The organism is Leucobacter chromiireducens (assembly GCF_003917135.1).
GTDB classification, from domain to species: domain Bacteria; phylum Actinomycetota; class Actinomycetes; order Actinomycetales; family Microbacteriaceae; genus Leucobacter; species Leucobacter chromiireducens_A.
Genome location: NZ_RPDI01000017.1, coordinates 38,764 through 61,628 on the forward strand (window position 1 = coordinate 38,764; position 22,865 = coordinate 61,628).

At 69.9% G+C, this 22,865-nt stretch carries 21 protein-coding genes; 14 read left to right on the plus strand and 7 right to left on the minus strand.

Features of this window, described 5'->3' with window-relative positions:
* The first annotated feature begins 147 nt into the window (after positions 1–147).
* Both EGM46_RS09455 and EGM46_RS09460 read left to right on the plus strand, forming a co-directional pair.
* Positions 148–1,056: a LysR family transcriptional regulator gene (locus EGM46_RS09455; RefSeq protein WP_125099907.1), complete on the plus strand. Its 909-nt coding sequence runs from the start codon at positions 148–150 to the stop codon at positions 1,054–1,056.
* A gap of 108 nt (positions 1,057–1,164) precedes the next feature.
* Positions 1,165–1,860 carry an endonuclease/exonuclease/phosphatase family protein gene (locus EGM46_RS09460; protein ID WP_125099908.1) on the plus strand — a complete coding sequence of 232 codons (696 nt, stop codon included), beginning with the start codon at positions 1,165–1,167 and terminating at the stop codon, positions 1,858–1,860.
* A gap of 90 nt (positions 1,861–1,950) precedes the next feature.
* Here EGM46_RS09460 and EGM46_RS09465 read toward each other — a convergent pair whose 3' ends face one another.
* Both EGM46_RS09465 and EGM46_RS09470 read right to left on the minus strand, forming a co-directional pair.
* A complete protein-coding gene (locus EGM46_RS09465) occupies positions 1,951–2,727 on the minus strand; it encodes a phosphonatase-like hydrolase (RefSeq protein ID WP_125099909.1) in 777 nt (258 codons plus the stop codon).
* A 32-nt stretch (positions 2,728–2,759) separates the two neighbouring features.
* A complete protein-coding gene (locus EGM46_RS09470) occupies positions 2,760–3,542 on the minus strand; it encodes a GntR family transcriptional regulator (RefSeq protein WP_125099910.1) in 783 nt (260 codons plus the stop codon).
* 164 nt (positions 3,543–3,706) lie between these two features.
* On the opposite strand from EGM46_RS09470, the gene EGM46_RS09475 reads away from it, so the two are divergent.
* From EGM46_RS09475 to phnE, 4 genes are all read left to right on the plus strand, one after another.
* Positions 3,707–4,843: a TIGR03364 family FAD-dependent oxidoreductase gene (locus EGM46_RS09475; protein ID WP_125099911.1), complete on the plus strand. Its 1,137-nt coding sequence runs from the start codon at positions 3,707–3,709 to the stop codon at positions 4,841–4,843.
* A gap of 77 nt (positions 4,844–4,920) precedes the next feature.
* The gene (locus EGM46_RS09480; protein WP_125099912.1) at positions 4,921–5,829 is read left to right on the plus strand and encodes a phosphate/phosphite/phosphonate ABC transporter substrate-binding protein; all 909 of its coding nucleotides are present in this window, start codon (positions 4,921–4,923) and stop codon (positions 5,827–5,829) included.
* Positions 5,829–6,611 (plus strand): ATP-binding cassette domain-containing protein, encoded by a 783-nt coding sequence (locus tag EGM46_RS09485; protein ID WP_206427546.1) that lies wholly within the window; start codon positions 5,829–5,831, stop codon positions 6,609–6,611. The genes EGM46_RS09480 and EGM46_RS09485 overlap by 1 nt, the downstream gene beginning before the upstream one ends.
* Before the next feature lie 17 nt (positions 6,612–6,628).
* Positions 6,629–7,492, plus strand: coding sequence for a phosphonate ABC transporter, permease protein PhnE (gene phnE / locus EGM46_RS09490; RefSeq protein ID WP_125099913.1), 864 nt, complete (start codon positions 6,629–6,631; stop codon positions 7,490–7,492).
* Positions 7,493–7,533: 41 nt separating this feature from the next.
* On the opposite strand, the gene EGM46_RS09495 is transcribed toward phnE, so the two are convergent.
* Entirely contained in the window at positions 7,534–8,091 is a 558-nt protein-coding gene (locus EGM46_RS09495; protein ID WP_241156269.1) for a MarR family winged helix-turn-helix transcriptional regulator, read from the minus strand.
* 4 nt (positions 8,092–8,095) lie between these two features.
* A complete protein-coding gene (locus EGM46_RS09500; protein WP_125099914.1) occupies positions 8,096–9,808 on the minus strand; it encodes a DHA2 family efflux MFS transporter permease subunit in 1,713 nt (570 codons plus the stop codon).
* Positions 9,809–10,186: 378 nt separating this feature from the next.
* Between EGM46_RS09500 and EGM46_RS09505 the strand changes: the two genes are divergently transcribed.
* The 3 genes from EGM46_RS09505 to purE all read left to right on the plus strand — a co-directional run bounded on the left by EGM46_RS09505 (position 10,187) and on the right by purE (position 13,058).
* On the plus strand, positions 10,187–11,104 hold the full coding sequence (locus EGM46_RS09505) for an endonuclease domain-containing protein (RefSeq protein WP_125099915.1): 918 nt from the start codon (positions 10,187–10,189) through the stop codon (positions 11,102–11,104).
* Positions 11,105–11,330: 226 nt separating this feature from the next.
* Positions 11,331–12,479: a 5-(carboxyamino)imidazole ribonucleotide synthase gene (locus EGM46_RS09510; protein WP_125099916.1), complete on the plus strand. Its 1,149-nt coding sequence runs from the start codon at positions 11,331–11,333 to the stop codon at positions 12,477–12,479.
* Positions 12,480–12,524: 45 nt separating this feature from the next.
* A complete protein-coding gene (gene purE, locus EGM46_RS09515) occupies positions 12,525–13,058 on the plus strand; it encodes a 5-(carboxyamino)imidazole ribonucleotide mutase (protein WP_125099917.1) in 534 nt (177 codons plus the stop codon).
* 157 nt (positions 13,059–13,215) lie between these two features.
* Here the strand turns inward: purE and EGM46_RS09520 are convergent, their stop codons facing one another.
* Positions 13,216–14,334, minus strand: coding sequence for a mannosyltransferase (locus tag EGM46_RS09520; protein WP_125099918.1), 1,119 nt, complete (start codon positions 14,332–14,334; stop codon positions 13,216–13,218).
* Between the two features lie 238 nt (positions 14,335–14,572).
* Here EGM46_RS09520 and galE point away from each other — a divergent pair, with 238 nt between their 5' ends.
* From galE to EGM46_RS09545, 5 genes are all read left to right on the plus strand, one after another.
* Positions 14,573–15,586, plus strand: a complete 1,014-nt coding sequence (gene galE, locus EGM46_RS09525; protein WP_125099919.1) for a UDP-glucose 4-epimerase GalE — start codon at positions 14,573–14,575, stop codon at positions 15,584–15,586.
* The gene (locus EGM46_RS09530) at positions 15,583–16,971 is read left to right on the plus strand and encodes an LCP family protein (protein ID WP_125099920.1); all 1,389 of its coding nucleotides are present in this window, start codon (positions 15,583–15,585) and stop codon (positions 16,969–16,971) included. The genes galE and EGM46_RS09530 overlap by 4 nt, the downstream gene beginning before the upstream one ends.
* A 106-nt stretch (positions 16,972–17,077) precedes the next feature.
* On the plus strand, positions 17,078–18,055 hold the full coding sequence (locus EGM46_RS09535) for a glycosyltransferase (RefSeq protein WP_125099921.1): 978 nt from the start codon (positions 17,078–17,080) through the stop codon (positions 18,053–18,055).
* Between the two features lie 65 nt (positions 18,056–18,120).
* Positions 18,121–19,896, plus strand: a complete 1,776-nt coding sequence (locus tag EGM46_RS09540) for a hypothetical protein (RefSeq protein WP_125099922.1) — start codon at positions 18,121–18,123, stop codon at positions 19,894–19,896.
* 62 nt (positions 19,897–19,958) lie between these two features.
* Positions 19,959–20,828, plus strand: coding sequence for a glycosyltransferase (locus tag EGM46_RS09545; RefSeq protein WP_125099923.1), 870 nt, complete (start codon positions 19,959–19,961; stop codon positions 20,826–20,828).
* 23 nt (positions 20,829–20,851) lie between these two features.
* Here EGM46_RS09545 and EGM46_RS15135 read toward each other — a convergent pair whose 3' ends face one another.
* Positions 20,852–22,012, minus strand: a complete 1,161-nt coding sequence (locus EGM46_RS15135) for an ATP-binding cassette domain-containing protein (protein WP_125099924.1) — start codon at positions 22,010–22,012, stop codon at positions 20,852–20,854.
* Positions 21,996–22,862: an ABC transporter permease gene (locus EGM46_RS09555; protein ID WP_125099925.1), complete on the minus strand. Its 867-nt coding sequence runs from the start codon at positions 22,860–22,862 to the stop codon at positions 21,996–21,998. The genes EGM46_RS15135 and EGM46_RS09555 overlap by 17 nt, the downstream gene beginning before the upstream one ends.
* Between the last annotated feature and the right edge of the window lie 3 nt (positions 22,863–22,865).

Genomic DNA, 22,865 nt, shown 5'->3' on the forward strand with positions numbered 1-22,865 from the left:
TTCGGGAGCGGGTGGAGCGGGTGGGCGGCGGCGGTGCGCGCCCGTAGTGACAGTGTGGGCTCCGGGAAGCGTGAAGTACAGCAATTGTTTTGATGGAATATCATGAAGAAAAACTGCATGAATACATCGCGCTGAAGGGCGGCTCACGTGCTCGAAATGAAACGGCTCCGCCTGCTCTGGGAGCTGCACGCCCGCGGCACCATCGCCGCCGTCGCCCAGGCGCTGAACTACAGCCCATCAGCGGTGTCGCAGCAACTCGCCCTGCTCGAGCGTGAGGCGGGCGTCGAGCTGCTGCGCAAGAGCGGCAGAACGCTGGAACTCACCCCGGCGGGGGCCGCGCTCGCCGCCGAGGCCGAGACGCTGCTCGCCGGGCTCGAGCGCGCGGAGTCCGCGCTCCACCGCGCGCGCGACGAGGTGTCGGGCACCGTGCGGGTGGCCGCGTTCCAGACCGCGATGCTCGCGTTCGTGCCCGAGGCGCTCCGCGCGCTCCGCGAGCGGCACCCGGCGCTGCGTGTCGAGGTGGTGCAGGTCGAGCCGGGTGCCGCCCTGTACGAAACCTGGGCGCGCGGCTTCGACCTCGTGGTCGCCGAGCAGTACCCCGGGCATTCGGCGCCGCACTTCCAGGGGCTCGACCGGGAGCCGCTCACCCGCGATCCCATCCGGCTCGGCCTCCCACTGCTCCGCGCGGGCGACCCCCGCTTCGACGCCGTGACGCAGCTCGCGGATCTCGCCGAGCTGCCCTGGGTCATGGAACCGCACGGCGCGGCCACCAGGCACTGGGCCGAGCAGGCGTGCCGCAGCGCCGGCTTCGAACCGGACGTGCGCTACGAGACCGCCGACCTGCAGGCGCACCTCAGGCTCATCGAATCGGGCAACGCCGTCGCCCTGCTGCCTGGGCTCGTGCGCGCCGGCGGCGCGGTCCGGATGCTCGAGCTGCCCGATCGGCCGCACCGCACCGTGTTCACCGCGGCGCGTGCGGCGAGCGTCGACCACCCGGCGCTCGCCGCCGTGCGTGCCGCACTGGGGGATGCGGCGCGCAGCGTGCAGTTCGATTGAGTGCGCACCCGGCAACTTTCCGTGGAATCCGCTGCAGACACTCAGCTTCGCGAGCGTAGGGTGGTGCCTGTCGGCATGGCCCGGGAGTTCACCGGGGAAGGGCGCGGTATGAAGATCATCAGCTACAACCTGCGGAAGAACCGCGCGGTCACCGAGATCGCGGCGCTCGCCGCAGACCACGAGATCGATGTGCTCTGCCTGCAGGAAGCGGAGGCCGTCGCGCTTCCCGCCGCACTCGGCGAGCTGCGCCTCGTGCACGCCACCGAGCGCAACCGGCTCGGGCTCGCCATGTACGTGCGCGGCGACCGCTTCGAGACGCGCTCGGCGCACACGTTCCAGCTGAAGAAGTCGCTGCACGATCGCCTGCTCGCGCCCGCGCACGAGCGGCTGCTCGGCGCGCGCCTGCACGACCGCGAGACGAGCCGCGACCTCGTGGTGGCCTCGTTCCACGCGGCCCCGCTCACCGCGCTCAACTCGCTGCGCCGACACCAGATCCACGCCGCGCTCGGTGAGCTGCGGGAGCTCGGCCCCGGCCTGCCAGCGCTCATGGTCGGCGACTACAACTACCCCGTGTTCAAGGGGCGGCTGGACACTGAGATGCGGGATCACGGCTACGAGCTCAGTCTGAGCGATAAGCGCACCTACACGCGATACAAGATGTTCCGCGGACACTTCGACTTCGCGACCTCGGCCGGCCTCGATATCTCGAGTGTGTCGACGCTCGGCCGCGGCCTCTCGGACCACCTGCCCATCCTGGTGTCGGCCGAGCTGCGCGCTGAGCAGCGCGTGCCGAGCCTCGTGTAGCGGTTCGGGCTCGCCGCGCGCGGGCTGAGCTAAGCGATTCGGCCAAGCCCAGCCCGAATCCCCGATTCGGGCTGGGCTTGGCCGAATCGCTTAGGGAAGCTCGGTGGGGGCGGCGGTGGCGGCGGGGGTGGCAGCGGCGGCGAGGAACGCCGGCACCTCGGCGACGCCGGCCAGCACCGCCGTGGCCTCCGCCGGGAAATCCGCGCGGCCGAGCTTGCCGGTGAGCACGCCGATCGCGTGCGCCGCGCCAGCGTGCGCCCCAGCCTGCACGTCGACCGCCGTGTCGCCTGCGACGAGCACCGTGCGCACGTCGAGCGTGCCGGTCAGCTCCATCGCGCGCTGGATCATGTACGGCGCCGGCCGCCCGGCGAGTACCTCGTCGCCGCACACGAGCGCGTCGACCACCACGGCGTCGGCGCTGCCCGCCGGCGTCACCGGCGCGCTCGGGACGCTCACCTCGTGCGCGGCCGGCGCGATCCGCCACCCGATCCGGTCGAGGATCGCGGCCGCGACATCGCGCGAGAAGCCGGTGGTGAGTGCGACGCGCACCCCGCGCGCGCGGAGCTCCGCGATCGCCGCCGGCACGCCGGGGATCGCGGTCGGCGGGGCCGCGGCGTAGCGCTCGGCCAGGATCTGCTGGAATCGCTCGAACGCCCGGTCAACGACCCCGTCTCGCGCGGGATCGCCGCCGCCGAGCCGCATGAGCGCGGTGATGGCGGCGCGCTTCTCGGTGCCCATCCACGCCTGGAGGTCGGCCGCCGCGACCGTCGCGCCGGTCTCGGTGACCGCGTCCTCGAGCGCGCGATACACCTCCCCGCCGTCGTCGATGGTGGTGCCGGCCATGTCGAATACGGCGAGGGTGATCATTGGGTGCTCCTGAGCGGTGTGTGGTGGGAAAATCAACGTGCGGCCGGCGGTTCGACGCGCGCAGCGGCGGTGACGGCCTGCCGGGTGAGTGGGATGCGGTGCTCCGCACTGTTCTCCACGGCGAAGTTGGTCATCGACGGGAGGTAGCGGTCGTCCGCGGTCTCGATGATCGTGCCCAGCTCGTTGGTGGCGACGCGGCGCACGCGAAGCAGCGGGCTGCCCGGCGCGACGCTGAGCTGCTCGACCTCGAGCGGGTGCGCCGCGATCGCGTCGATGACGTGGCGTGCACGCACGGGCACCACCCCGGCCGCGGCGAGCGCCTGGTAGATCGAGCCGCCGTCGAGGTCGGCGGAGAGCAGGTGCCGCCCGATCTCGTAGGGGTAGAGGGAGCGCTCGAGCATCGCGGGCTTCCCGTCGAGCGAGCGCACCCGGATGATCTCGACGATCGGGGCGTCCGGGGCGATGTGCAGCTCCGTCGCGATCCGCTCGGACGCCGGGCGCCGGCTCGCCTCGATGACGCGCTGCCCTGGCACATAGCCGAGATCCCGCGCCCACTCCGTGAACGACATGAACGTGTCGAACGACTGCACGGGCGCGGTGCGCTGCACGCGGGGCGGCGTGCCCCGCCCGCCGACGATCATGCCCTCGGCGCGGAGCGCAGCGAGCGCCTGGCGCACGGGGCCGCGTGAGGTGCCGAACTCGGCGATGAGCGACTTCTCGCTGGGCACTTTGTCGCCCTGCTGCCACGCGCCGGTGCGGATGCGGCGGATCATCTCCTCGTACAGCTGGACGTGAAGGGGAGCGGTGGTGGTCATGCCGAAAGACTACAAGTTGTCATGACTAGCTGAGCGGTGCGCGGGTGACATCGCCGTGAACGAATCGTGAAGTTTCTGGACCGATCCCGCGCCCGCGGTGAACGCTCGGCGAACACCGGCTCCGCAAGTTGTGTTGACTACTTTCGGCGGTTCAGGATCGAGGCATGACCTCGCAGACTCACGCCACACGCATCGTCATCGTCGGTGCTGGCATCATCGGCCTCGCGCACGCCGTTGCCGCGCTCGACGCCGGCTACCGCGTCACCGTGCTCGAACAGGACGCCGCCGCGGTGACCGCAAGCGTGCGCAACTTCGGCCACGTCTGCGCCTCGGTGCAGTACGGGGAGCTCGGGGAGCTCGCCGCGGAGAGCCTGCCCATCTGGCTGCGCCTCGCGGAGCGCGCCGGCGTCACCGCGCGCCGCTCCGGCACGCTCGCCGTTGCGCGGTCTGCGGCCGAGGACGCGGTGCTCGCCGAGCTCCTCGCCGAGCGCGCACCGGCCGGCGCGCGCCTCCTCACCGGCGCGCAGGCCGCGGCGGCCCTCCACCTCGAACCGGGCGGCTCCGCCGCCGGCGCGGTCCGCTCGGGGCTCCTCCTCACCGACGATGTGACCGCCGATCCCCGCACCGCGGTGGCGCGCATCGCCGCGTGGGTGGACGCCCACGAGCGGGGAGAGGTGCGCTTCTCGACCACCGTGCATGCTGTCCATACCGGTGCCGTCGAGACGAACCGCGGCAGCGTCGCGGCTGATCACATCATCGTCGCGACCGGGCACCTGCTCGGGCGGCTCTTCCCCGAGATCGCCGCGGCCGCCGGCGTGCGCGAGTGCGCGCTGAACATGGCACGCGTGCGCGCCCCGCACGCGATGGGGCTGGGCCCCGCGGTGCTGACGGGCACCTCGATGCTGCGCTACGGTCGCTTCGCCGGCCCGGCAGCCGACGCGCTGCGCGCGGAGCTCTTCGCGCAGCGGCCCGAGTTCGCGGAGATCGAGGCGAACGTGATGTTCACCCAGCAGGCCGACGGCACTCTGCTCGTCGGCGACTCGCACGCCAGCCACGACGCGGCCCCGCCATTCCTCGACGAGCGGTGGTCACGGATCCTGCTCGACGAGGTCGCGACGCTGCTCGGCGCCGAGCGCCTCGACGTGCTCGAGCGCTGGCAGGGGCTCTACGCGACGAGCGAGCTCGGCGACCTCTGCCGCGAGACCCCCGAACCCGGCGTCTCGATCGTCACGCTGACCACGGGCGTCGGCATGACCGTCGGCCTCGGCCTCGGCGCGCGCACCATTGCGGCGCTGACGTGAGCCGCGACGCCCCGAGCCGCACTGCCCAGCTGTTCCCACCCCATCCCACGCACCGCAGGACACACACAAGGAGAATCGTGAAGAAGAACGCCGCCCTCGCCGCCACCGCGCTGGCCGCCCTCACCCTGGGCCTCGCCGCCTGCGCTCCGGCAGCCGAGGACACCGCCGCAGCGTCGGCCACCTGCCCCGACGGCAAGATCCGCTTCGGGATCCTGCCCTACGAGGACCCGGAGCGGCTGGAGCCCGCCTACCAGGTGCTCGCGAAGGCCCTCTCGGAGAAGCTCGACTGCGAGGTCGAGGTGTCCATCACGGAGGACTACGCCGCCGAGGTGCTCGCGATGGAGAACGACCAGCTCGAGATCGCACAGTTCGGGCCGCTCGGCTTCGTGTTCGCGAACGAGCGCGCGCAGGCCGAGCCGCTCGCCTCCTTCGGTGACGCCGAGGGCAAGCCGACCACCTACACGGGCGGCATCTGGGTGCCGAAGGACTCGAAGATCCAGACGATCGAGCATCTGCCGGGCCACACGCTGGCGCTCGGCAGCCCCGGCTCGACGTCGGGCGACGCGCTCCCCATGTCCGCGCTCACCGACGCCGGCATCGCCGATGAGGTCACCGCCGACTACGCGGGCGGGCACCCCGAGGCGCTCCTCGCCCTCGTGAACGGCACTGTCGACGCTGCGCAGATCAACTCGCAGACCCTCGCGACGGCGACCGCCGAGGGCACCTTCGACGCGAGCCAGTTCCGCCAGATCTGGGAGTCGAACCCGATCCCGAACGACCCGATCACCGTGCGTGGCAACCTCCCGCAGGAGTTCCAGGACGCCGTCTCCGAGGCGCTCCTGAGCCTCGACGCGGAGGACGTCGCAGCCGTGTCCGGCTTCCTCGGGGTGGACCCGGCTGGGCCGCTCATCCCGGCGACCACTGAGGACTACCAGCCGCTCTTCGACCTCGCGGAGACCATGGGCCTCACCGAGGCAGACGTCTAATGAGCACCGTCACCGCACGCAGGGCCGCCGCCCCGGCGGCCGAACGGGAGGTGCTGCTCGATGTGCGGGCCATCTCCAAGAGCTTCGGGGACCGCGTCGTGCTGCAAGACATGAGCATGCGCGTGCACGCCGGCGAAGTGGTCGCGTTCCTCGGGGCCAACGGCTCGGGCAAGTCGACCACCCTGCGCGCGGTGAACGGGCTCATCGAGGCGGACTCCGGCGACATCACGATCGCCGGGGTTCGCCTCACCGAGGCGAGCGGCCAGCGCCGCGCCGAGGCGCGACGCACCGCCGCAACCGTGTTCCAGAAGATCCACCTCGTGCAGCGCCGCACCGCGCTGCAGAACGTCTGCGCCGGCGGCTTCTCACGGCTCCCCGGCTGGCGCTCGCTGCCGCCGCTCTTCGGGCGCGAGCTGCAGGAGGAGGCGATGGCCTGCCTCGACCGTGTCGGCCTGGCCGACCGGGCGCACGACCGCGCGGGGAGTCTCTCCGGCGGCCAGCAGCAGCGCGTCGCGATCGCCCGTGCGCTCTGCCAGCGCCCGCGCATGATCCTCGCCGACGAGCCGGTCTCGGCGCTCGACCCGAAGGCCGCCGACGACGTGATGCAGCTGCTCCACGACCTCGCGGTGAACGAGGGACTCGGCGTCGCCGCGGTGCTGCACCAGCCGCACCTCGCGCGGGCGTACGCCGACCGGGTGATCGGCCTCCGCGGCGGGAAGCTCGTCTTCGACGCGCCCACCGCCGACATCGATGACGCCAGCCTGGCGTCCCTCTACCTGTGATCCCCGAGGAGCCAGCCATGACCGACACCCTCGCCCGCGACCGGGCGCGCGCAACCGAGCAGCCGGCGCACGTCGCAGCGCCGCGCGCGCTCAGCGTTCCCCGCGACCCGCGCGTGCCCTATCGCGCGGGATCCTGGACCGTGATCATTGTCGTGCTGGTGGTGCTCCACCTGCTCGCGTTTCAGGCAACGGACTTCCGCCCGGAGAAGCTCGTCACCGGCGCGCATGGGATGGCGAACTTCCTGTCAGAGGCGTTCCCGCCCGACCTGAGTCCCGAGGTCGTGCAGGCTGGCCTGCACGGCGCGCTCACGACGCTCTGGGTCGGCCTGCTCGGCACGACCGTGTCGATCCCGCTCGCGCTGCTGCTCGCCGTGCTCGGTGCGCGCACCACGACACCGAACCAGGCCGTCTACCAGGTGGCGCGCGGCATCCTGTCGTTCTTCCGCGCGGTGCCAGACATCGTGTTCGCCCTCATCTTCGTGACCGCCGTCGGGCTCGGCCCGTTCGCCGGCGTGCTCGCGCTCATCGCGCACAACACCGGCGTGATGGGCAAGCTCTGGTCCGAGGCGATGGAGGACATCGACCCCGGTCCTGAGCAGGCGCTCCGCACCGCTGGCGCGAGCCGGTGGCAGGTGGTCGCGAATGCGACGATCCCGAGCGTGCTGCCCCAGCTCGCCGGTCTGCTGCTCTACCGCTTCGACGTGAACGTACGATCCTCGCTCGTGCTCGGCCTCGTCGGGGCCGGCGGCATCGGGCTGCTGATCAACAAGTCGATCAAGACGTTCCAGTTCGACGAGATGATGACCTACCTCATCATCATCCTCGTGGTGATCGTGCTCGTCGACCTCGCATCAGCCTGGATCCGGAAGCGGCTCCAGTAGGCCGCGCGGGGCTCCGGCTGGGCGGCTGCGGAGCGCCGCGACTACGCCGCGGGGGATCCAGCAGGGGCATCGCCGCGCGCGCAGCGCCCCGACGGGGTGTCGAGCGGCACGCCGTGATCCGCCGTGGCGTTGAAGCGGTGGAGCCCGGCGCGCAGCTGCTCGAGGTCGGCCGGCGTCCACCCGCTGAAGCGCTCGTGGTAGGCGTCGCCCCACTTCTCGCGGATCGCGTCGATCAGGATCTGCGCCTGCGCGCTGCACGTGAGGAGCACCACGCGGCGGTCCTCCGGCGACGGCTCAGCCTTGACGAGCCCGAGCTCCCGCAGCTTCGAGATCTGGCGGCTCACCACCGCCTTGTCCATGTCCAGCATCTGGCTGATCCCGGTGACGGTGAGCGGGCCCTTCCGCAGGATGAGCTGCAGCACGATCAGGCCGACGCCGCGCAGATCCGGGTGCACGTCCTCCGCGTAGCGCGCCCAGCGGCTCCGCGCGAACGCGATCACCTCGGAGAACTCGGCGATGATCTCGGCGATGGTGTCGTCGCTGCCGTCCGCCGGCCGTGAACGGGCGACGGGCGGCAGCGAGCGATCCTCCATGGTCATGACCCTAGCGCGCGCTGCCGTCGGGGTCCGAACCGGCAACCCGGCCGTGGCGCGTCGGCAGGGCGATCGGGCCGGTGGCGTCGACGGGCACGGTCACCGCGTCAGCGGCGCGTCCCTGATCCAGCGCTGCGGTGCCGGCCCCAGCATCGCCGGCCTGCTCGCGCATCTCGGCGATCTTCTCCGCGTTGCTCTTCGAGCTGAGCGGGATGTTCGGCAGGAAGATGATCGCGACGAGCGCGATGACCGCGACCGGGGCTGCGGCGAAGAAGATGTTGCCGATGCTGTGGCCGTACGCCGACTCGACGACGATGCGGATCGGCTCGGGCAGCTCGGCAATCTTCGGCAGCACGCCGCCCTGCAGCGCCTCAGCGCCGGCGAGCTCGGCTGGCGCGAGCTTCTCGAGCCCCTCCGTGACGTACTGGGTCACCTGGTGCGCGAGCATCGCACCCATCGCCGACATGCCAGCGGTGCCGCCGATCGTGCGGAAGAACGTCACCGCCGAGCTCGCCGCGCCCATCTGGGTCGGCGCGACCGTGTTCTGCACGACCAGCACGAGGTTCTGCATGGTCATGCCGACGCCAGCGCCCATCACGAACATCGAGACGCCGACGTACCAGTACGACGTGTCGTAGCGCAGCTGCCCCATCATGGTGAGGCCGGCGAGCAGCGCGATCGCGCCGGTCACCATGTAGCGCTTCCACTTGCCGGTGCGCGTGATCACCTGGCCAACCACGGTGGAGGAGATCAGCACGCCGCCCATCATGGGGAGCGTGAGCAGGCTCGCCTCGATCACCGAGCGGCCGCGCGCGAGCTGCATGTACTGGCCGAGGAAGACCGCGGTGCCAAACATCGCGAGGCCGACCGCGATGCTCGCGACCACGGAGAGCGTGAACGTGCGGTTGGTGAACATCGCGAGCGGGATCAGCGGCTCCTCAGCGCGGAGCTCAACGATCCCCGCGAGGATGAGTACGAGCACGCCGCCGCCCACCATGGCCGCGGTCTGCCAGGACCACCAGTCGAAGCTCGAGCCGCCGAGCGTCACCCAGATCAGCAGGCTCGAGAAGCCGAGCGAGATGAGGGCAGCGCCCAGGTAGTCGATCTTGATCTTCCGCTTCACCGTCTGCAGGTGCAGCGTGCGCTGCAGCATGATGATCGACACGACCGCGATGGGGGCCGCGACGTAGAAGTTCCAGCGCCAGCCGATCGTGTCGGTGATCAGGCCGCCGAGCAGCGGGCCGCCGACGGTCGCCACCGCCATGATCGCGCCCATGATGCCCATGTACTTGCCGCGCTCGAGCGGGCTGATGATGTCCGCGAGCACGATCTGGCCGAGCACGCCGAGGCCGCCGGCGCCGAGGCCCTGCAGCACGCGGAACGCGATGAGCCACGACGGCTCCTGCGCGGTGCCCGCGAGCGCCGAGCCGAGCGTGAAGACGATGAGCGCGACCTGGAGCAGCACCTTCTTACTCGTGAGGTCGGCGAGCTTGCCCCAGATCGGGGTCGAGATCGCGCTCGCCAGCATAGTCGCGGTGACCACCCAGGTGAAGGCCGCCTGGGTGCCGCCGATGTCGGCGATGATGATCGGCATCGACGTGCCGACCACGTTCATGGCGAGCATCGACACGAACATGCTGAGGAACAGGCCCGCGAGCGCGAGGTGCTTCGCGCGGCCGGTGAGGATCGCCCCGGTGGGGGCGGCGGTGTGAACTGCGGTCATTCGGGTGTGGGATCCTTCGCGACGGGAGTGGAGCGCAGCGTCGGTGGTCGAACCCCGTGGGGACCGCCGACGGCGCAAGTTGTTGACGAGGGTCAACTATAGGGGATTCGTTGACCGCCGTCAACTACCTGCGGGGCGGGTGGCCCGGGGCTGTCCGGGCCGTCCGGCTGTCCCGCCACCTCCAGGCGATCGGGGTCAGTTCGGCAGGGTGTTGCGGTCCCCGGCTGCGCGACACCCTGCCGAACTGACCCCGATCCCGGGGGCGGGCGGGGCCGCGGCGTCGCTCACAGGCGAAGGGGGTACCGAGTTGTCCACTGTTCGTGCGTGCCTGGGAATCTCCGCACGGCGGGATGGCGGAATGGTGAGATCCTCGCCGGCATGACCGAACGCTCGCCGATTCGCGCCAGGCCCGAGGCCTATCAGGTGGCCGAGCTGCGCGCGGGCGGGGTGTCTCGCAGCCGCCTCAGGGGCGCGGACGTGCGCAGAATCGGGCGAGGCATCGTGCTCCATCCAGGCGCTCGCTACGATCACGGCAGTGCCCGCGACCGAACGATCGCCGTCGGCCAAGCGCTCTCGAAGGAGTTCTTCGTATCGCGGCGATCTGCTGCACTGCTCTGGGGAATGCCGTCACCGCCGCCCGCGAACGGACGCGTCGAGGTGGGCTCGTTCAGCCCGCTGCGTGCGCCGCGCCGGCCCAGTGTTCAGGGGCACCGGGTGAAGAGCGGTGTGCTGCACTGGTCACGCCGGGCGGAACTCACGGTTCCCACTGCGGAAGACGTGTGGTGTCAACTCGCAGCGGTCGTCCCCCTCTCCACGCTCATCGTCGTGGGGGACTTCCTCATCTCGGGGAACTGGGTGCCGGTTGGTCGGACGCCACCGCTCTCGACGCTCGCCACGCTCGAAGCTGCGACTCGGCGGCACCGGGGCACGACCGGCGCGCCCGCGAGGCGCGCCGCCCTCCCTCGCCTTCGCACTCCGGTGGACTCCCCGCCGGAAACCGAGTTGCGGCTGCTGATTGAGGATGCCGGCTTCCCCGAACCTCGCGTGAACTGCCCGATTCAGCTCGGCTCGAGCACGCTGCACGCTGATCTCGGGTACCCGGAACAGCGCGTAGCGATCGAGTACGAGGGGGCGCACCACTTCCAGGATCCCGGTCAAGTGCGGCGTGATCTCGAGCGGATTGAGCGGATGAGTGCCGCCGGGTGGCAGGTGCTGAGGGCGACCGCGCGCACACTCCGCGATCCGACCCAGTTCCTCAGGGGACTCGCCCTGGCGCTCTCCCGCGCGGCTGGGTAACCCACCCCCGCCCGACCCGCGCCCCCCCTAATGTCCCCGCCCCGCGCCCAGGCGCCCGCACTCTCAGAATCGGGGTCACTTGGGCAGGGTGTCGGGCCCCGCTGCCAGGCGACACCCTGCCCAAGTGACCCCGATCCGGCCGGGGCGCGGACCGGGATCCGGCGGGGGTGGGGCGCGGGGACGGCGGGGGCGCGAGGCAGGCCACGCGTACGGCAGAATAGATCGCATGGGACTTGAGACCGGCAGCATCCGCATCGGCGTCATCGGTGGCGGGCAGCTCGCCCGCATGATGGTGCCACCCGCGATCCACCTCGGCCTGCGCATCAGCGTGCTCGCCGAGAACGAGGGATCGAGCGCCGAGCGCGCGGCGGACATGGTGGGCGACTACCGCGATCCCGAGACGGTGTATGCGTTCGCCGACACGGTGGACGTGATCACGTTCGATCACGAGCACGTTCCGCAGGAGATTCTCGTGGAGCTCGAGCGCCGCGGCGTCGCGGTGCACCCCCGCCCGGGATCGCTGCAGTTCGCGCAGGACAAGATCGTGATGCGCGAGAAGCTCGCCGAGCTCGGCGTCCCGATCCCCGCGTGGGCCGCGGTGTCGAACGAGGCCGAACTGCAGGAGTTCATCGCCGCGAACGGCGGCCGCGCCGTCGTGAAGACCGCCCGCGGCGGCTACGACGGGAAGGGCGTGCGCGTCGTCGCGGACGCCGCCGAGGTGCGCGACTGGTTCACCGCCCTGAACGAGGACGGCCACGGCGGGCACCTGCTCGTCGAGGAGCTCGTTGACTTCACCCGCGAGCTGTCGCAGCTCGTCGCCCGCCGCCCGAGCGGCGAGACCCGCACCTGGCCGGTGGTGGAGACGATCCAGCGCGACGGCGTGTGCGCCGAGGTGCTCGCGCCCGCCCCCGTCGCCGACGCCGCGACGCTCGACGAGGCGGCGCGCATCGGTGCCGTGGTGGCCGAGGGGGTCGCGGTGACCGGCGTGCTCGCCGTGGAGATGTTCGAGACCAGCGACGGCCGAGTGCTCGTCAACGAGCTCGCGATGCGCCCGCACAATTCGGGACACTTCTCGATCGAGGGATCGGTGACGAGCCAGTTCGAGCAGCACCTCCGCGCAGTGGCAGACCTGCCGCTCGGCGACACTCGCATGACCGCGCCGGCCGCCGTCATGGTGAACGTGCTCGGGGGACCGGCGGAGGGGCCGATGCCCGTGCGCTACGCCGCGGCGCTCGCCGCGCACCCCGGCGCGAAGATCCACAGCTACGACAAGCAGCCCCGCCCGGGCCGCAAGGTGGGCCACGTCACCGTGGTCGGCGACGACATGGCCGCGGTGCGCGCAGCTGCACAGGCCGCGGCAGCAGCCTTCGACTAGGACGGGAGCCCCCGCGGGCCGCGGTGCGCGCGGTACGATTGGGGTATGGCAGAGAGCGCGGCGCCCCTCGTTGGCGTCATCATGGGTTCCGATTCCGACTTCTCCGTGATGGGCGACGCCGTGCAGGTGCTGCGCGACTTCGGCATCCCGCACGAGGTCGAGGTGGTGAGCGCGCACCGCACGCCCGACAAAATGGTGAGCTACGCGCGCGGCGCGGCTGAGCGCGGCATCCGCGTGATCATCGCCGGAGCTGGCGGCGCGGCGCACCTGCCCGGCATGGTGGCGTCGATGACCACGCTGCCCGTGATCGGCGTGCCCGTGCCGCTCGCCATGCTCGACGGTATGGACTCGCTGCTCTCGATCGTGCAGATGCCGGGCGGGATCCCCGTCGCGACCGTGTCGATCGGTGGTGCGAAGAACGCCGGCATCCTCGCCGCGCGCATCCTCGGCACGAGTGATCAGAATCTGGCCGAGCAGCTCGCCGAGTACGCGCAGAGCCTCACGGACATGGTCGAGCTGAAGAACGCCGCGCTGCAGGCGCGCGTGGACGCCGACGCAGAGGTGGACGGCGGCCGCTAGCTTGACTGGGGCCGCGAGCTGGGTGATCCGGCCCGCGCACCCGGGAAATTGCAGCGAGTCTGATCCGGATTGGGCACTCCGAATCGGATCAGACCCTCACTCAATGGGAGATTGGGCCGGAACCCATCCGGAACCAGCGCGGGATCAGCCCCACCGGCTAGAGGTTCGCGTGCGTCTCCCAGAGCTGCCACGCCGCGCCGTTCCAGCTGAAACCGCGCCCGCGGTCGCCCGCCAGCACGGCGAGCTTGGCGACCGAGTCGGGATCGCGGAGGAGCCGGCTGCCCTCCGCCGCGAACTCCTCCGCCGTGCTCGCGGCAACACCGGCGTCGAGCACCAGCTCGGCGGTCGCCGCGTTGCCGGCGTGGAGCACCGGCACGGATGCGGTGAGCGCTGCGACTGTGAGATACCCCGTGCCGGCGAACGCCTGCGGCATGAGGAGGACGGCGGAGCCGGCGACGATCGCGCCGATGTCGGCGAGCTCGCGCGGCTGCACGACCTGCACGCGGTCGCGCAGCTCGTCCGGGATCGCTGCCGCGCACGGGTCGGCGGCGTTCTTGTCGCGCGTGGGTGGCGCCGGATCGAAGCCGGACAGCACGACGAGCGGGAGCAGCTCCGAATCGCCGCGCATCGCGTCGAGGAGCCACTCGAGTCGCCCGTACTCGCCGGGGCTCGCGGTGGTGAGCGCGTAGCGCGCGGGAAGCTCGAGGGCGGCGCGACGCTCGGCGGCATCGGGCCCGGCGAGGTACTCGCGCGGCGGTGCCGGCTGGAGCACCTGAATCGGGAGATCGGTGCCGTAGTTCTCCTGCAGCACGCGCGCGGTCGCGTGCGTCGGCGTGAGGATCACGTCAGCGTGTCGAACCGCGCGCTTCGCGAACGCGCGGTAGAGCCGCGCCTGCGTGGTGCCGAGCAGGGCTGGTGCCTCCCACGCGAGCGCGTGCGAGATCGTCACCGAGGTCTGCGAGCCGTCGTCGTCGCCGCGCGAGCGCAGCGGGACGAGCGGCGTGAGCGCGTGCACGAACTCCCCGTCGAGGGGGCGGGCGGTTGCGCCGTTCTGCCACGCGAAGGGCAGCATCCCGGCGCGCATGGGCAGCTGCTCGGTGCGGATCCGCGGTGAGGTGAACTCCGGCTGCGCCGCCCCGCGCGACACGAGGTAGCGAGCGCTGCAGCTGCGCGGCGCGGTCTCGGCGATCGCCGCGGCGAGGTCGCGGGCGGCGGCGGCCTGCACTTCGGCCTCCCAATCGGGGAACGGGTCCGCGATGAGGGTCAGTGTCGCCACGCGCGATCCCCTTTCTCCCCGAACGGAGGTGACATCAAATCAGATGTTCACATTCTAGGGAGTGTGGTCAGGGGAAACTGCTCCGAGCGGGCCCCCCAGCGCGCGAGCGAGACCGAATCGCAACACTTTCACCCAGCGACCATTCGGTCAGTGTGCGAATCTGTTCGAGAAGTGGGGTTTTTCCGCTTCGGCGCGTGCTGACGGGAAGCGCACGGGCGAGCAAAGTACGCTAGTGCTCATGCGTGTATTGCTGACAGGTGGGGCCGGCTATATCGGGTCGCACACCGCACTGGTGCTCATCGAACGCGGCCACGACGCGATCGTGCTCGACGACTTCTCGAACAGCAGCCCGGAGGCGGTGCGGCGTGTCGAGCAGCTGACGGGCGCAACGATCCCCGTGATCGAGGCGGATCTGGCCGACCGGGCCGCCGCAGCGGAAGCTCTCGACGGGGTTGAGTTCGACGCGGTGATCCACTTCGCCGGACTGAAGGCCGTCGGCGAGTCGGTGGCCGAGCCGACGCGCTACTACCGCGTGAATATCGACTCGACGCTCACGATCCTCGACCTCATGCGCGAGCGCGGCGTCACGAATCTCGTGTTCAGCTCGTCCGCGACCGTCTACGGCGACCCCGAGGTCTCGCCGATCGATGAGGCGCAGCGCGCCGGTGTCGGTCTCACGAACCCGTACGGGTGGTCGAAGTTCATGAACGAGCAGATCATCCGTGACGCGCAGCACGCGTGGCCCGAGCTGGGCGCGGTGCTGCTCCGCTACTTCAACCCGGTCGGGGCGCACCCATCGGGCCGGATCGGGGAGGACCCGGCTGGGATCCCGAACAATCTGATGCCGTTCATCGCGCAGGTCGCGGTCGGCAAGCGCGCCGAGCTCAGCGTGTTCGGCGACACCTACGACACCCCGGACGGCACGGGAGTGCGCGACTACATCCATGTCATGGATCTCGCCGAGGGGCACGTCGCTGCCCTCGAGCGCGGCGGTGCCGGCGTGCGCACGTACAACCTGGGCTCGGGCACCGGCTCGAGCGTGCTCGAGGTTGTGCGCGCCTTCGAGGAGGCCGCGAACCGGCCGGTGCCGTACCGGATCGCGCCGCCGCGCGCCGGGGACGTCGCCGAGGTAGTTGCCGATCCCGCGCGAGCGAACGCCGAGCTCGAGTGGCGCACCACGCGCACGCTCGCTGAGGCGTGCCGCGACTCGTGGGCCTGGCAGTCCGCGAACCCGGGTGGTTACCCCGCATGACGCTCGACCTCGAGCGGCCGCTGCGTCACCCGGATACCGAGTCCGCGCCGCTCATGACCAAGCGGGCGCGCTGGCTCGTGCTGATCGGGTTCCTGTTTCCCGGCAGTGCACAGTTGCTCGCGGGCAACCGCAAGCTCGGCCGCTTCGGCGCCGTCGCGACGTCGCTCCTGATCCTCGGCGTGCTCGCGGCGCTCGGCGGGCTGCTGTTCGCGCGCGTGGCGACGCTCTCGTTCTTCGCGAACAGCATTGTGCTGCTCGCGCTGCAGATCCTGCTCGTTGCGTACGCGGTGCTGTGGCTCGTGCTCGGCTTCGACACGCTGCGCCTCACCCGCTTGGTGAAGACGCACCGCGGCTGGCGCGTCCCGATCGCGATCCTGTCGGTGCTGCTCACGATCGTGCCGTCGGCCGGTGCGGCGTGGGCCGCCACGACGATCAACGCGGGCCGTGAGCTCCTGAGCGGGCTCTTCAGCGGCGCGCCAGCGGTCGAGCCGGTGGACGGGCGCTACAACATCCTGCTGCTCGGCACGGACGCCGGCGCCGACCGCGAGGGGCTGCGCCCGGACAGCATCTCGCTCGTGAGTATTGACGCGAAGACCGGGCAATCCGCGATCATCGGGATCCCGCGCGAGCTGTCCGGTGTGCCGTTCCCCGAGGACTCGCCGATGTACGAGCTCCACCCGAACGGCTTCGGCGTCGCCCCCAACGCGTACGGCGACTGGGGTGGCTGCGAGGTGGGCCGCTGCATCCTGAACGGGCTCTACGCGGAGGTCGAGCTGTTCCAGCCCGAGCTCTACCCGGACGCGACGGCGAAGGGCTCGTCGCCAGGCATCGAGGCCACGAAGGACGCGGTGTCCGCGACCACGGGGCTCGAGGTGCAGTTCTACGTGCTGCTCAACATGGACGCCTTCGAGAGCATCATCGATGCGCTCGGCGGCGTGACGATCAACGTTGAGGAGCGCCTGCCCATCGGCGGCGACCAGTACGGCAACAACGTCGACGGCTACATTGAGCCGGGTCTGCAGAAGATGGACGGCTACACGGCGCAGTGGTACGCGCGCTCGCGCTACGGATCGGATCGCGGCGACTATGACCGCATGGAGCGACAGCGCGAGCTGCAGGCAGCGATCCTTGACCAGATGAACCCGAGCAACGTGCTGCTGAACTTCCAGAAGATCGCGGCCGCTGGCACCCAGCTCGTCGAGACCGACCTGCCCGAGTCGATGCTCGGCCGCTTCCTCGACCTCGCGACGAAGGCCAGGGAGCACGCACCGCTGAACGTGGAGCTCGTGCCACCAGCGGTGGATCCCGACTACCCGGACTACGACGTGATCCGCCAGCTCGTCGCTGAGGGCATCGCGGAGGCGTCGCCGGCCCCCGAGGAGTAGCCGCCGCGGCAGCGACCCGGCCGTGCGCGCTGCGTGCACGGCCGGGTGTCGGCGGTGCCGTCTAGACTGTCCGAGGCCGAACACGAGTCGAAAGGGGTGTGAGCGCATGCGCGTGACCGCCGTTCTGGTGGCCTACAACCGGCGTGAGTTGCTGCGGGAATCCCTCGCTGCCCTCGCCGCGCAGAGCCGACCCGTCGATCGTCTCGTCGTTGTGGACAACGCCTCGGACGACGACTCCGCGGCGGTCGCGGCCGAGATGCTGGAGCACTGGGGTGCGCGCGGGCGCCTGATCCGGCTCACCGAGAACACGGGCGGCGCCGGCGGATTCGCGACCGGGATCGCTGCCGCGGTCGCCGAGGAGTGCATCGACTGGGTCTGGGTGATGGACGATGACACCGTGCCGGGCCCCGACGCGCTCGCCGGCGCGCTCGACGCACACGAGCGGTACCGCGCCTCTGGCCAGGACGATCTCGCGGTGATGGGCTCGCGCGTGGTCTGGACTGACGGGGCGGATCACCCGATGAACACGCCGAAGGCGAAGATCCGCGCGGATCGGACCGAGCGCTCGCGCGCCGCGGCGGCCGGCGGCATGGAGATTCGCTCGATCTCCTTCGTCTCCGCGTTCCTGCGTGCCGACCGGGTGCGCGATCTGGGGCTCCCCATCGCGGACTACTTCCTCTGGAACGACGATTTCGAGTACTCCGCGCGGCTGCTGCGCGGGGCGCGCGGGCTCTACGTCCCCGGGTCGGTCGTGACGCACAAGACCGTGAAGCGGGGATCGAGCGATCAGGATCCCGGCGCGCGCTTCTACTTCGAGGTGCGCAACAAGCTGTGGGTGTTCCGCACGAGCCGCGCGCTCGCCGGCTGGGAGAAGCTGCTCTACGGTGCGGCGACCGCCCGCCGCTGGTTCCGCACGTTCCGGGCCTCGTCCGATCGCGCGCAGCTGCGCGACTGCCTGCGCCGCGGCTGGCGTGATGGCTGGCGCACGGCGCCGCGCTCCACGCGCGAGGTGCTGCGGGACACGGGCGTGCCGGTCGACGTGATGGTCGCGGTGGATCAGCTCTCGAAGCTGGAGGAGCGCTAGCGCGGCCTCAGGGCGCACACTTTGCCGCTACACTCAGAAGTCTCTGGAAAAACATAGGAGACTGCATGCGCAAGTTGCTCGGGGTTCTGCTCACCGCTGGCCTGGTGCTCGGCCTGCCCGCCGGTCCGGCGCTTGCCGTCGGCGAGGACGGGAGCGGTGTTGGCGCCGAGCAGGCTCCCGTGGCCGCGGTGGCCGATGCGCCCGTCGGCGCGCCGCTCACCGCGCCGAGCGACCCCGCGGAACCGGGCGCGGGCGGCGAGTTCACCGATCCCAATCCCGAAGCCGGGGAGGGGGAGCCCGGTGCTGCCGAGCCGATCGCGGCTCCGACGCAGCTGCCCGCGATTGCGGGCACCGCGCGCGTGGGGCAGACCATCCTGGGCACCCGCGGGGAGTGGAACGCCGAGGATCTCGAGTTCGCCCTGCAGTGGCAGATCGACGGCGTCGACGCCGCAGGCGCCACCGGTGAGAGCTTCTCGCTGCTGCCCGAGCACGCCGGCGCGAGCGTGCGCCTCGCCGTCACCGCGTCGCGGAGCGGTGCCGAACCGCTCACCGCGTACTCCGAGCCGGTCCTCGTGGAGCCTGGCACGCTCAGCGTCGGGGCGCTCCGCGTCGCTGGCGCCACGGTGGTCGGGCAGAAGCTCAGCGTCACCGCGGGGGAGTCCTCGCCGAGCGGCGCGACCCTGCAGTTCCAGTGGAAGCGCGCGGGCGTCGCGATCGCCGGGGCGACGGGGACGAGCTACACGCTCACCGCGAAGGATCTCGGCACGCGGGTCACGGTCACGGCCACCGCGACGCTCGCCGGCTACACCACGGCGGCGGCCACGGCAGGCGGCGGCACGGCGGTCACCGCTGGTGCGCTCACCACCGCGACGCCGAAGATCTCCGGCTCCGCCGTGGTGGGCTCCACTCTGAAGAGCTCCGTTGGCAGCTGGAAGCCCAGCGGGGTCGCACTCAAGTACCAGTGGAAGCGCAACGGATCGGTGATCGCGAAGGCCACGGGCGCGAGCTACAAGCTCACCACCGCTGACGCCGGGAAGAAGATCACCCTGAGCGTCACCGGGTCGCTCGCCGGGTATACGGGCCGCACGGTCACCTCCGCAGCGACCGGCACCGTGCTCCGCACGCTCTCCGCGACGCCGACGCCAAAGATCTCCGGCACCTCCAAGGTGGGATCGAAGCTCACGGTCTCGGCCGGCGCGTGGAAGCCTGCGAAGGTGTCGCTGTCCTACCAGTGGCTGCGGGGCGGCAGGGCGATCTCGGGGGCGACGAAATCGAGCTACACGCTCACGAAGGCCGACGGCGGGGCCAAGATCAGCGTGCGCGTCACCGGCAAGAAGTCCGGGTACGTCTCCGTCTCGAAGACCTCCGGCGCGCGGAGCATCCCCAAAGTGCTGCGCACCGCGACCCCCACCATCTCGGGATCGGCGCTCGTCGGCTCAACGCTCACCGTGAAGCGCGGCACCTGGACGAGCGGCACGAAGCTCAGCACGCAGTGGCTGCGAAACGGCGCGGTGATCCGCGGCAAGACCGGTACGAGCTACACGCTCGGCAGCGCCGACCGGGGCGCGAAGATCTCCGTGCGCGTCACCGGCTCGAAGAGCGGGTACTCGACAGCATCGAAGGTGTCGCGCGCCACCGGCGCAGTGAAGACGCCGAGCCGTACGAGCCCCAATGCATCCTGGAACTGCCCAGCGTGGGCGCCCATCAAGGGCAACCAGGGCCGGGGGGACTGGATCTATCACGTCCCCGGGAGCACCTACTTCAGCCGCACGATCCCCGAGGAGTGCTTCTCCACGGTCGCCGCCGCGCAGGCCGCCGGCTACCGCGCGCCGCGCCGCTAGCCGGATCCGGCGCTGGCGCGCTCCCGCGGCGCGCGCCAGCGCCGGGATAGGCTGGGTGGATCATGTCGAATCCTGCTGCGCCGGCCGCCCCGACGGCCGAGTTCTCCCTGCTCCTGCCCGTCTACGCGGGCGACGACGCGGAGTTCCTGCGCCTCGCATTCGAGAGTTCGGTCGACCGGCAGACGCTGCGGCCAGCCGAGGCCGTGATCGTGCAGGACGGCCCGGTGCCCGCGGCGCTCGCCGAGGAGCTGATCCGGATCGAGTCGGAGAGCCCGATCCCGGTGGTGCGCGTCACCCTCCCAGAAAACCGGGGGCTCACCGAAGCGCTGAACCGCGGGCTCGACGCGTGCGCGTATCCGGTGGTCGCCCGGATGGACGCCGACGACGTGTCGCAGCCCGAGCGCTTCGCGCGCCAGTGGGCGCTGATCGAGGACGGCCTCGACCTCGTCGGCACCGGTATGGCGGAGTTCGAGCGCGATCCCGATCAGATTTCCTCGGTGCGCACGCCGCCGGTCGGCGCTGAGCGGATCCGCGCCCACGCGCGCACGCACAACCCGTTCAACCACCCGACCATGATGTACCGCGTTGCCGCGCTCGATCGGGTGGGCCGCTATCAGCCGTTCGGCAAGATGGAGGACTACTGGCTCGGGATCCGGCTCATCGACTCCGGCGCGCGGACCGAGAACATCGCAGAGCCGCTGCTGCGCTACCGCGTGGGCGCTGGCGCGTTCGCGCGCCGCGGCGGCTGGGCCGAGGCACGCACCGAGTGGCGCCTGCAGGGCGAGCTGCGGCGCATGGGCTTCATCTCGCGCGGCGAGTACCTGCGCAACGTGGTCATGAAGGGCGCATACCGGCTGCTGCCGGCCGGCCTGAAGCGCGTGCTCTTCCGCGGCCTCGTGAGCGGCGGGCTGCCGGGGGACCGGGCGGCCTGAAATCGCGCCGCCCTGGCCGTCATCTAGTTCTCAGAGCTGTACGACTCGAGCACTCGCTCGTAGTCAGCTGACCCCTTCGCCGCAAAACTGAAACCCTCGTCAAGCGAGTACCACGCAATACCGTTCTCGAAGGGCATTGCACGGACTTCGAAGTTCTCGAATCGGCCGCGAGGGCGTCCCGCCATCAGGCCCCACGGTCCTCTCGGGCCTCCTGAGCGCTCATAGGCCGAGAGGAAGACACCACGGGGGAGCCCGATAGCCTCGGATTCTGCGAGCTCGCCTGTCAGTGCCGTGATGACCCCGCGTTCAAACTCTTGGAATGTCCCAGTGGGGACCTCCTGCGATGGCCCCAAAGGGGCGCCATAGCCAGAAGGGTTGCGATCGTATACGGCGCTGAGCGGGTGAGGAATCGGGAATTCGGGCGTGATGCCCTGCCCTCGCTGCGATCGTTCCAGCGCCTCCACCGCTTCTTCGATTGGTCCATCAAAGATCACTCGGCCATGCTCGAGAACGATGCCGCGCTCGCAGAGACGAAGCACTTGGCCGGCATTGTGACTCACAATGAACATCGTCTTCCCGCGCTCGCGAAGTTGAAGCATTCGTTCGTTGCACTTCTCTCGAAATGCTGCGTCACCAACGGAAAGCACTTCGTCGACCAGGAGTACATCAAACTCCGTATGAACTGCTACCGCGAAACCGAGACGGGCGTACATTCCCGAGGAGTATCGCTTCACCTCGGTATCAATGAACTCTCCGATCTCGGAGAACTCGAGAATGTCATTGAACTTCGCGTCGGTCTCTTCTTTCGACATCCCAAGAATGGCCGCGTTCAAATAGACGTTCTGGCGACCAGTGAGGTCCGGATGAAAACCTGCTCCGACCTCGATCAGGCCAGCGATCCTGCCTCGAGTGCGCACCCAACCGCCGTCTGGTGAGAGCACGCCAGAAAGAAGTTTCAACGTTGTTGATTTTCCCGAGCCATTGCTTCCCATCAACGCGACTGACTGCCCTTCGGGCACATCGAAGCTCACGCCATCAACGGCATTGAAATCGGTCGTGAGTTCCTTCCGTTTCAACGCGGCGATGAAGGTTTCCTTGAAGGAGTTCGTGTGTTTGATCTTGAACGTTTTCTTCGCCTCTGAGAAAACGATCGCGGGCTTCTGGGATTCAGAGGTTCTGGGCAAATGAACCCTCCAGCTTTCGGAAGACTAGTTGACCAATGAGCAAGGTGATGACGGCAAGAACGATGCCAACAAGGGTGAATGTCAAGAGTCCGTCCGGGCGTACTGAGTCAGGAGCCAGGGGGAGCCAAAAGGCGTCGTGGAACATCTCGACTGCAACGGTCATGGGGTTCACCATGTAGATGTTGTAGAGCCACTCCGGTGCGCGTTCTTGCACCATGGTCCAGGAGTAGAGCACCGGTGATGCCCAAGTTGAAAACATCAGGATGAGGTCTACAAAGTTGCGTGCATCTCGATAGGCAACGTTAACCGAGCCAAAAAAGAGACCGAGTCCGAGAGCGAAGCAGAGGATCAGAGCGACACCAACGATGAAGCCCACGACTTGCAACCATCCGATTGTCCACCCGCACGCCAGCGTTACGATGAGGAGCAAAGCGGCTTGGGGGAGGAAATGTACAAGCGCAACACCGATGGCTGACACTGGAAAGAGCGCGCGCGGGATGTAGATCTTCTTGATGAGGGAGGCGTTGTCGGTGATCGCGCTCGTGGTATTTCTGAGTGCCTCAGAGAAGAGGTTGACCGCGACGATTCCGGCGAACAAGTACACGGGGAACGCATCAATGCCTCGACTCTGGCCCATAATGAGCCCGACAACGAGGTAGTACATCAGGAACTGAGCGCCCGGACGAACATAGGACCACACCCAGCCGAGGACTGAGCCATGGTAGCGAGTGGCGATGCCCTTTCTGAGGAGCAAAGCGAGCAGGTAGCGGTACTGGAAAACTCCGAAAAGGCCCTTGCTCTTGCCCGGAGTCTGGAACTCGGGATCATTGAGCGCAGCTGTGTATGTCACGAC

What these genes read in the sequence shown, in the direction of transcription:
- EGM46_RS09460 (WP_125099908.1), top strand. Translation starts at nt 1,165, where the DNA reads ATGAAGATCATCAGCTACAACCTGCGGAAGAACCGCGCGGTCACCGAG.
- EGM46_RS09465 (WP_125099909.1), bottom strand. Translation starts at nt 2,727, where the DNA reads ATGATCACCCTCGCCGTATTCGACATGGCCGGCACCACCATCGACGAC.
- EGM46_RS09470 (WP_125099910.1), bottom strand. Translation starts at nt 3,542, where the DNA reads ATGACCACCACCGCTCCCCTTCACGTCCAGCTGTACGAGGAGATGATC.
- EGM46_RS09475 (WP_125099911.1), top strand. Translation starts at nt 3,707, where the DNA reads ATGACCTCGCAGACTCACGCCACACGCATCGTCATCGTCGGTGCTGGC.
- EGM46_RS09485 (WP_206427546.1), top strand. Translation starts at nt 5,829, where the DNA reads ATGAGCACCGTCACCGCACGCAGGGCCGCCGCCCCGGCGGCCGAACGG.
- phnE (WP_125099913.1), top strand. Translation starts at nt 6,629, where the DNA reads ATGACCGACACCCTCGCCCGCGACCGGGCGCGCGCAACCGAGCAGCCG.
- EGM46_RS09495 (WP_241156269.1), bottom strand. Translation starts at nt 8,091, where the DNA reads ATGACCATGGAGGATCGCTCGCTGCCGCCCGTCGCCCGTTCACGGCCG.
- EGM46_RS09500 (WP_125099914.1), bottom strand. Translation starts at nt 9,808, where the DNA reads ATGACCGCAGTTCACACCGCCGCCCCCACCGGGGCGATCCTCACCGGC.
- EGM46_RS09505 (WP_125099915.1), top strand. Translation starts at nt 10,187, where the DNA reads ATGACCGAACGCTCGCCGATTCGCGCCAGGCCCGAGGCCTATCAGGTG.
- EGM46_RS09510 (WP_125099916.1), top strand. Translation starts at nt 11,331, where the DNA reads ATGGGACTTGAGACCGGCAGCATCCGCATCGGCGTCATCGGTGGCGGG.
- purE (WP_125099917.1), top strand. Translation starts at nt 12,525, where the DNA reads ATGGCAGAGAGCGCGGCGCCCCTCGTTGGCGTCATCATGGGTTCCGAT.
- galE (WP_125099919.1), top strand. Translation starts at nt 14,573, where the DNA reads ATGCGTGTATTGCTGACAGGTGGGGCCGGCTATATCGGGTCGCACACC.
- EGM46_RS09530 (WP_125099920.1), top strand. Translation starts at nt 15,583, where the DNA reads ATGACGCTCGACCTCGAGCGGCCGCTGCGTCACCCGGATACCGAGTCC.
- EGM46_RS09535 (WP_125099921.1), top strand. Translation starts at nt 17,078, where the DNA reads ATGCGCGTGACCGCCGTTCTGGTGGCCTACAACCGGCGTGAGTTGCTG.
- EGM46_RS09540 (WP_125099922.1), top strand. Translation starts at nt 18,121, where the DNA reads ATGCGCAAGTTGCTCGGGGTTCTGCTCACCGCTGGCCTGGTGCTCGGC.
- EGM46_RS09545 (WP_125099923.1), top strand. Translation starts at nt 19,959, where the DNA reads ATGTCGAATCCTGCTGCGCCGGCCGCCCCGACGGCCGAGTTCTCCCTG.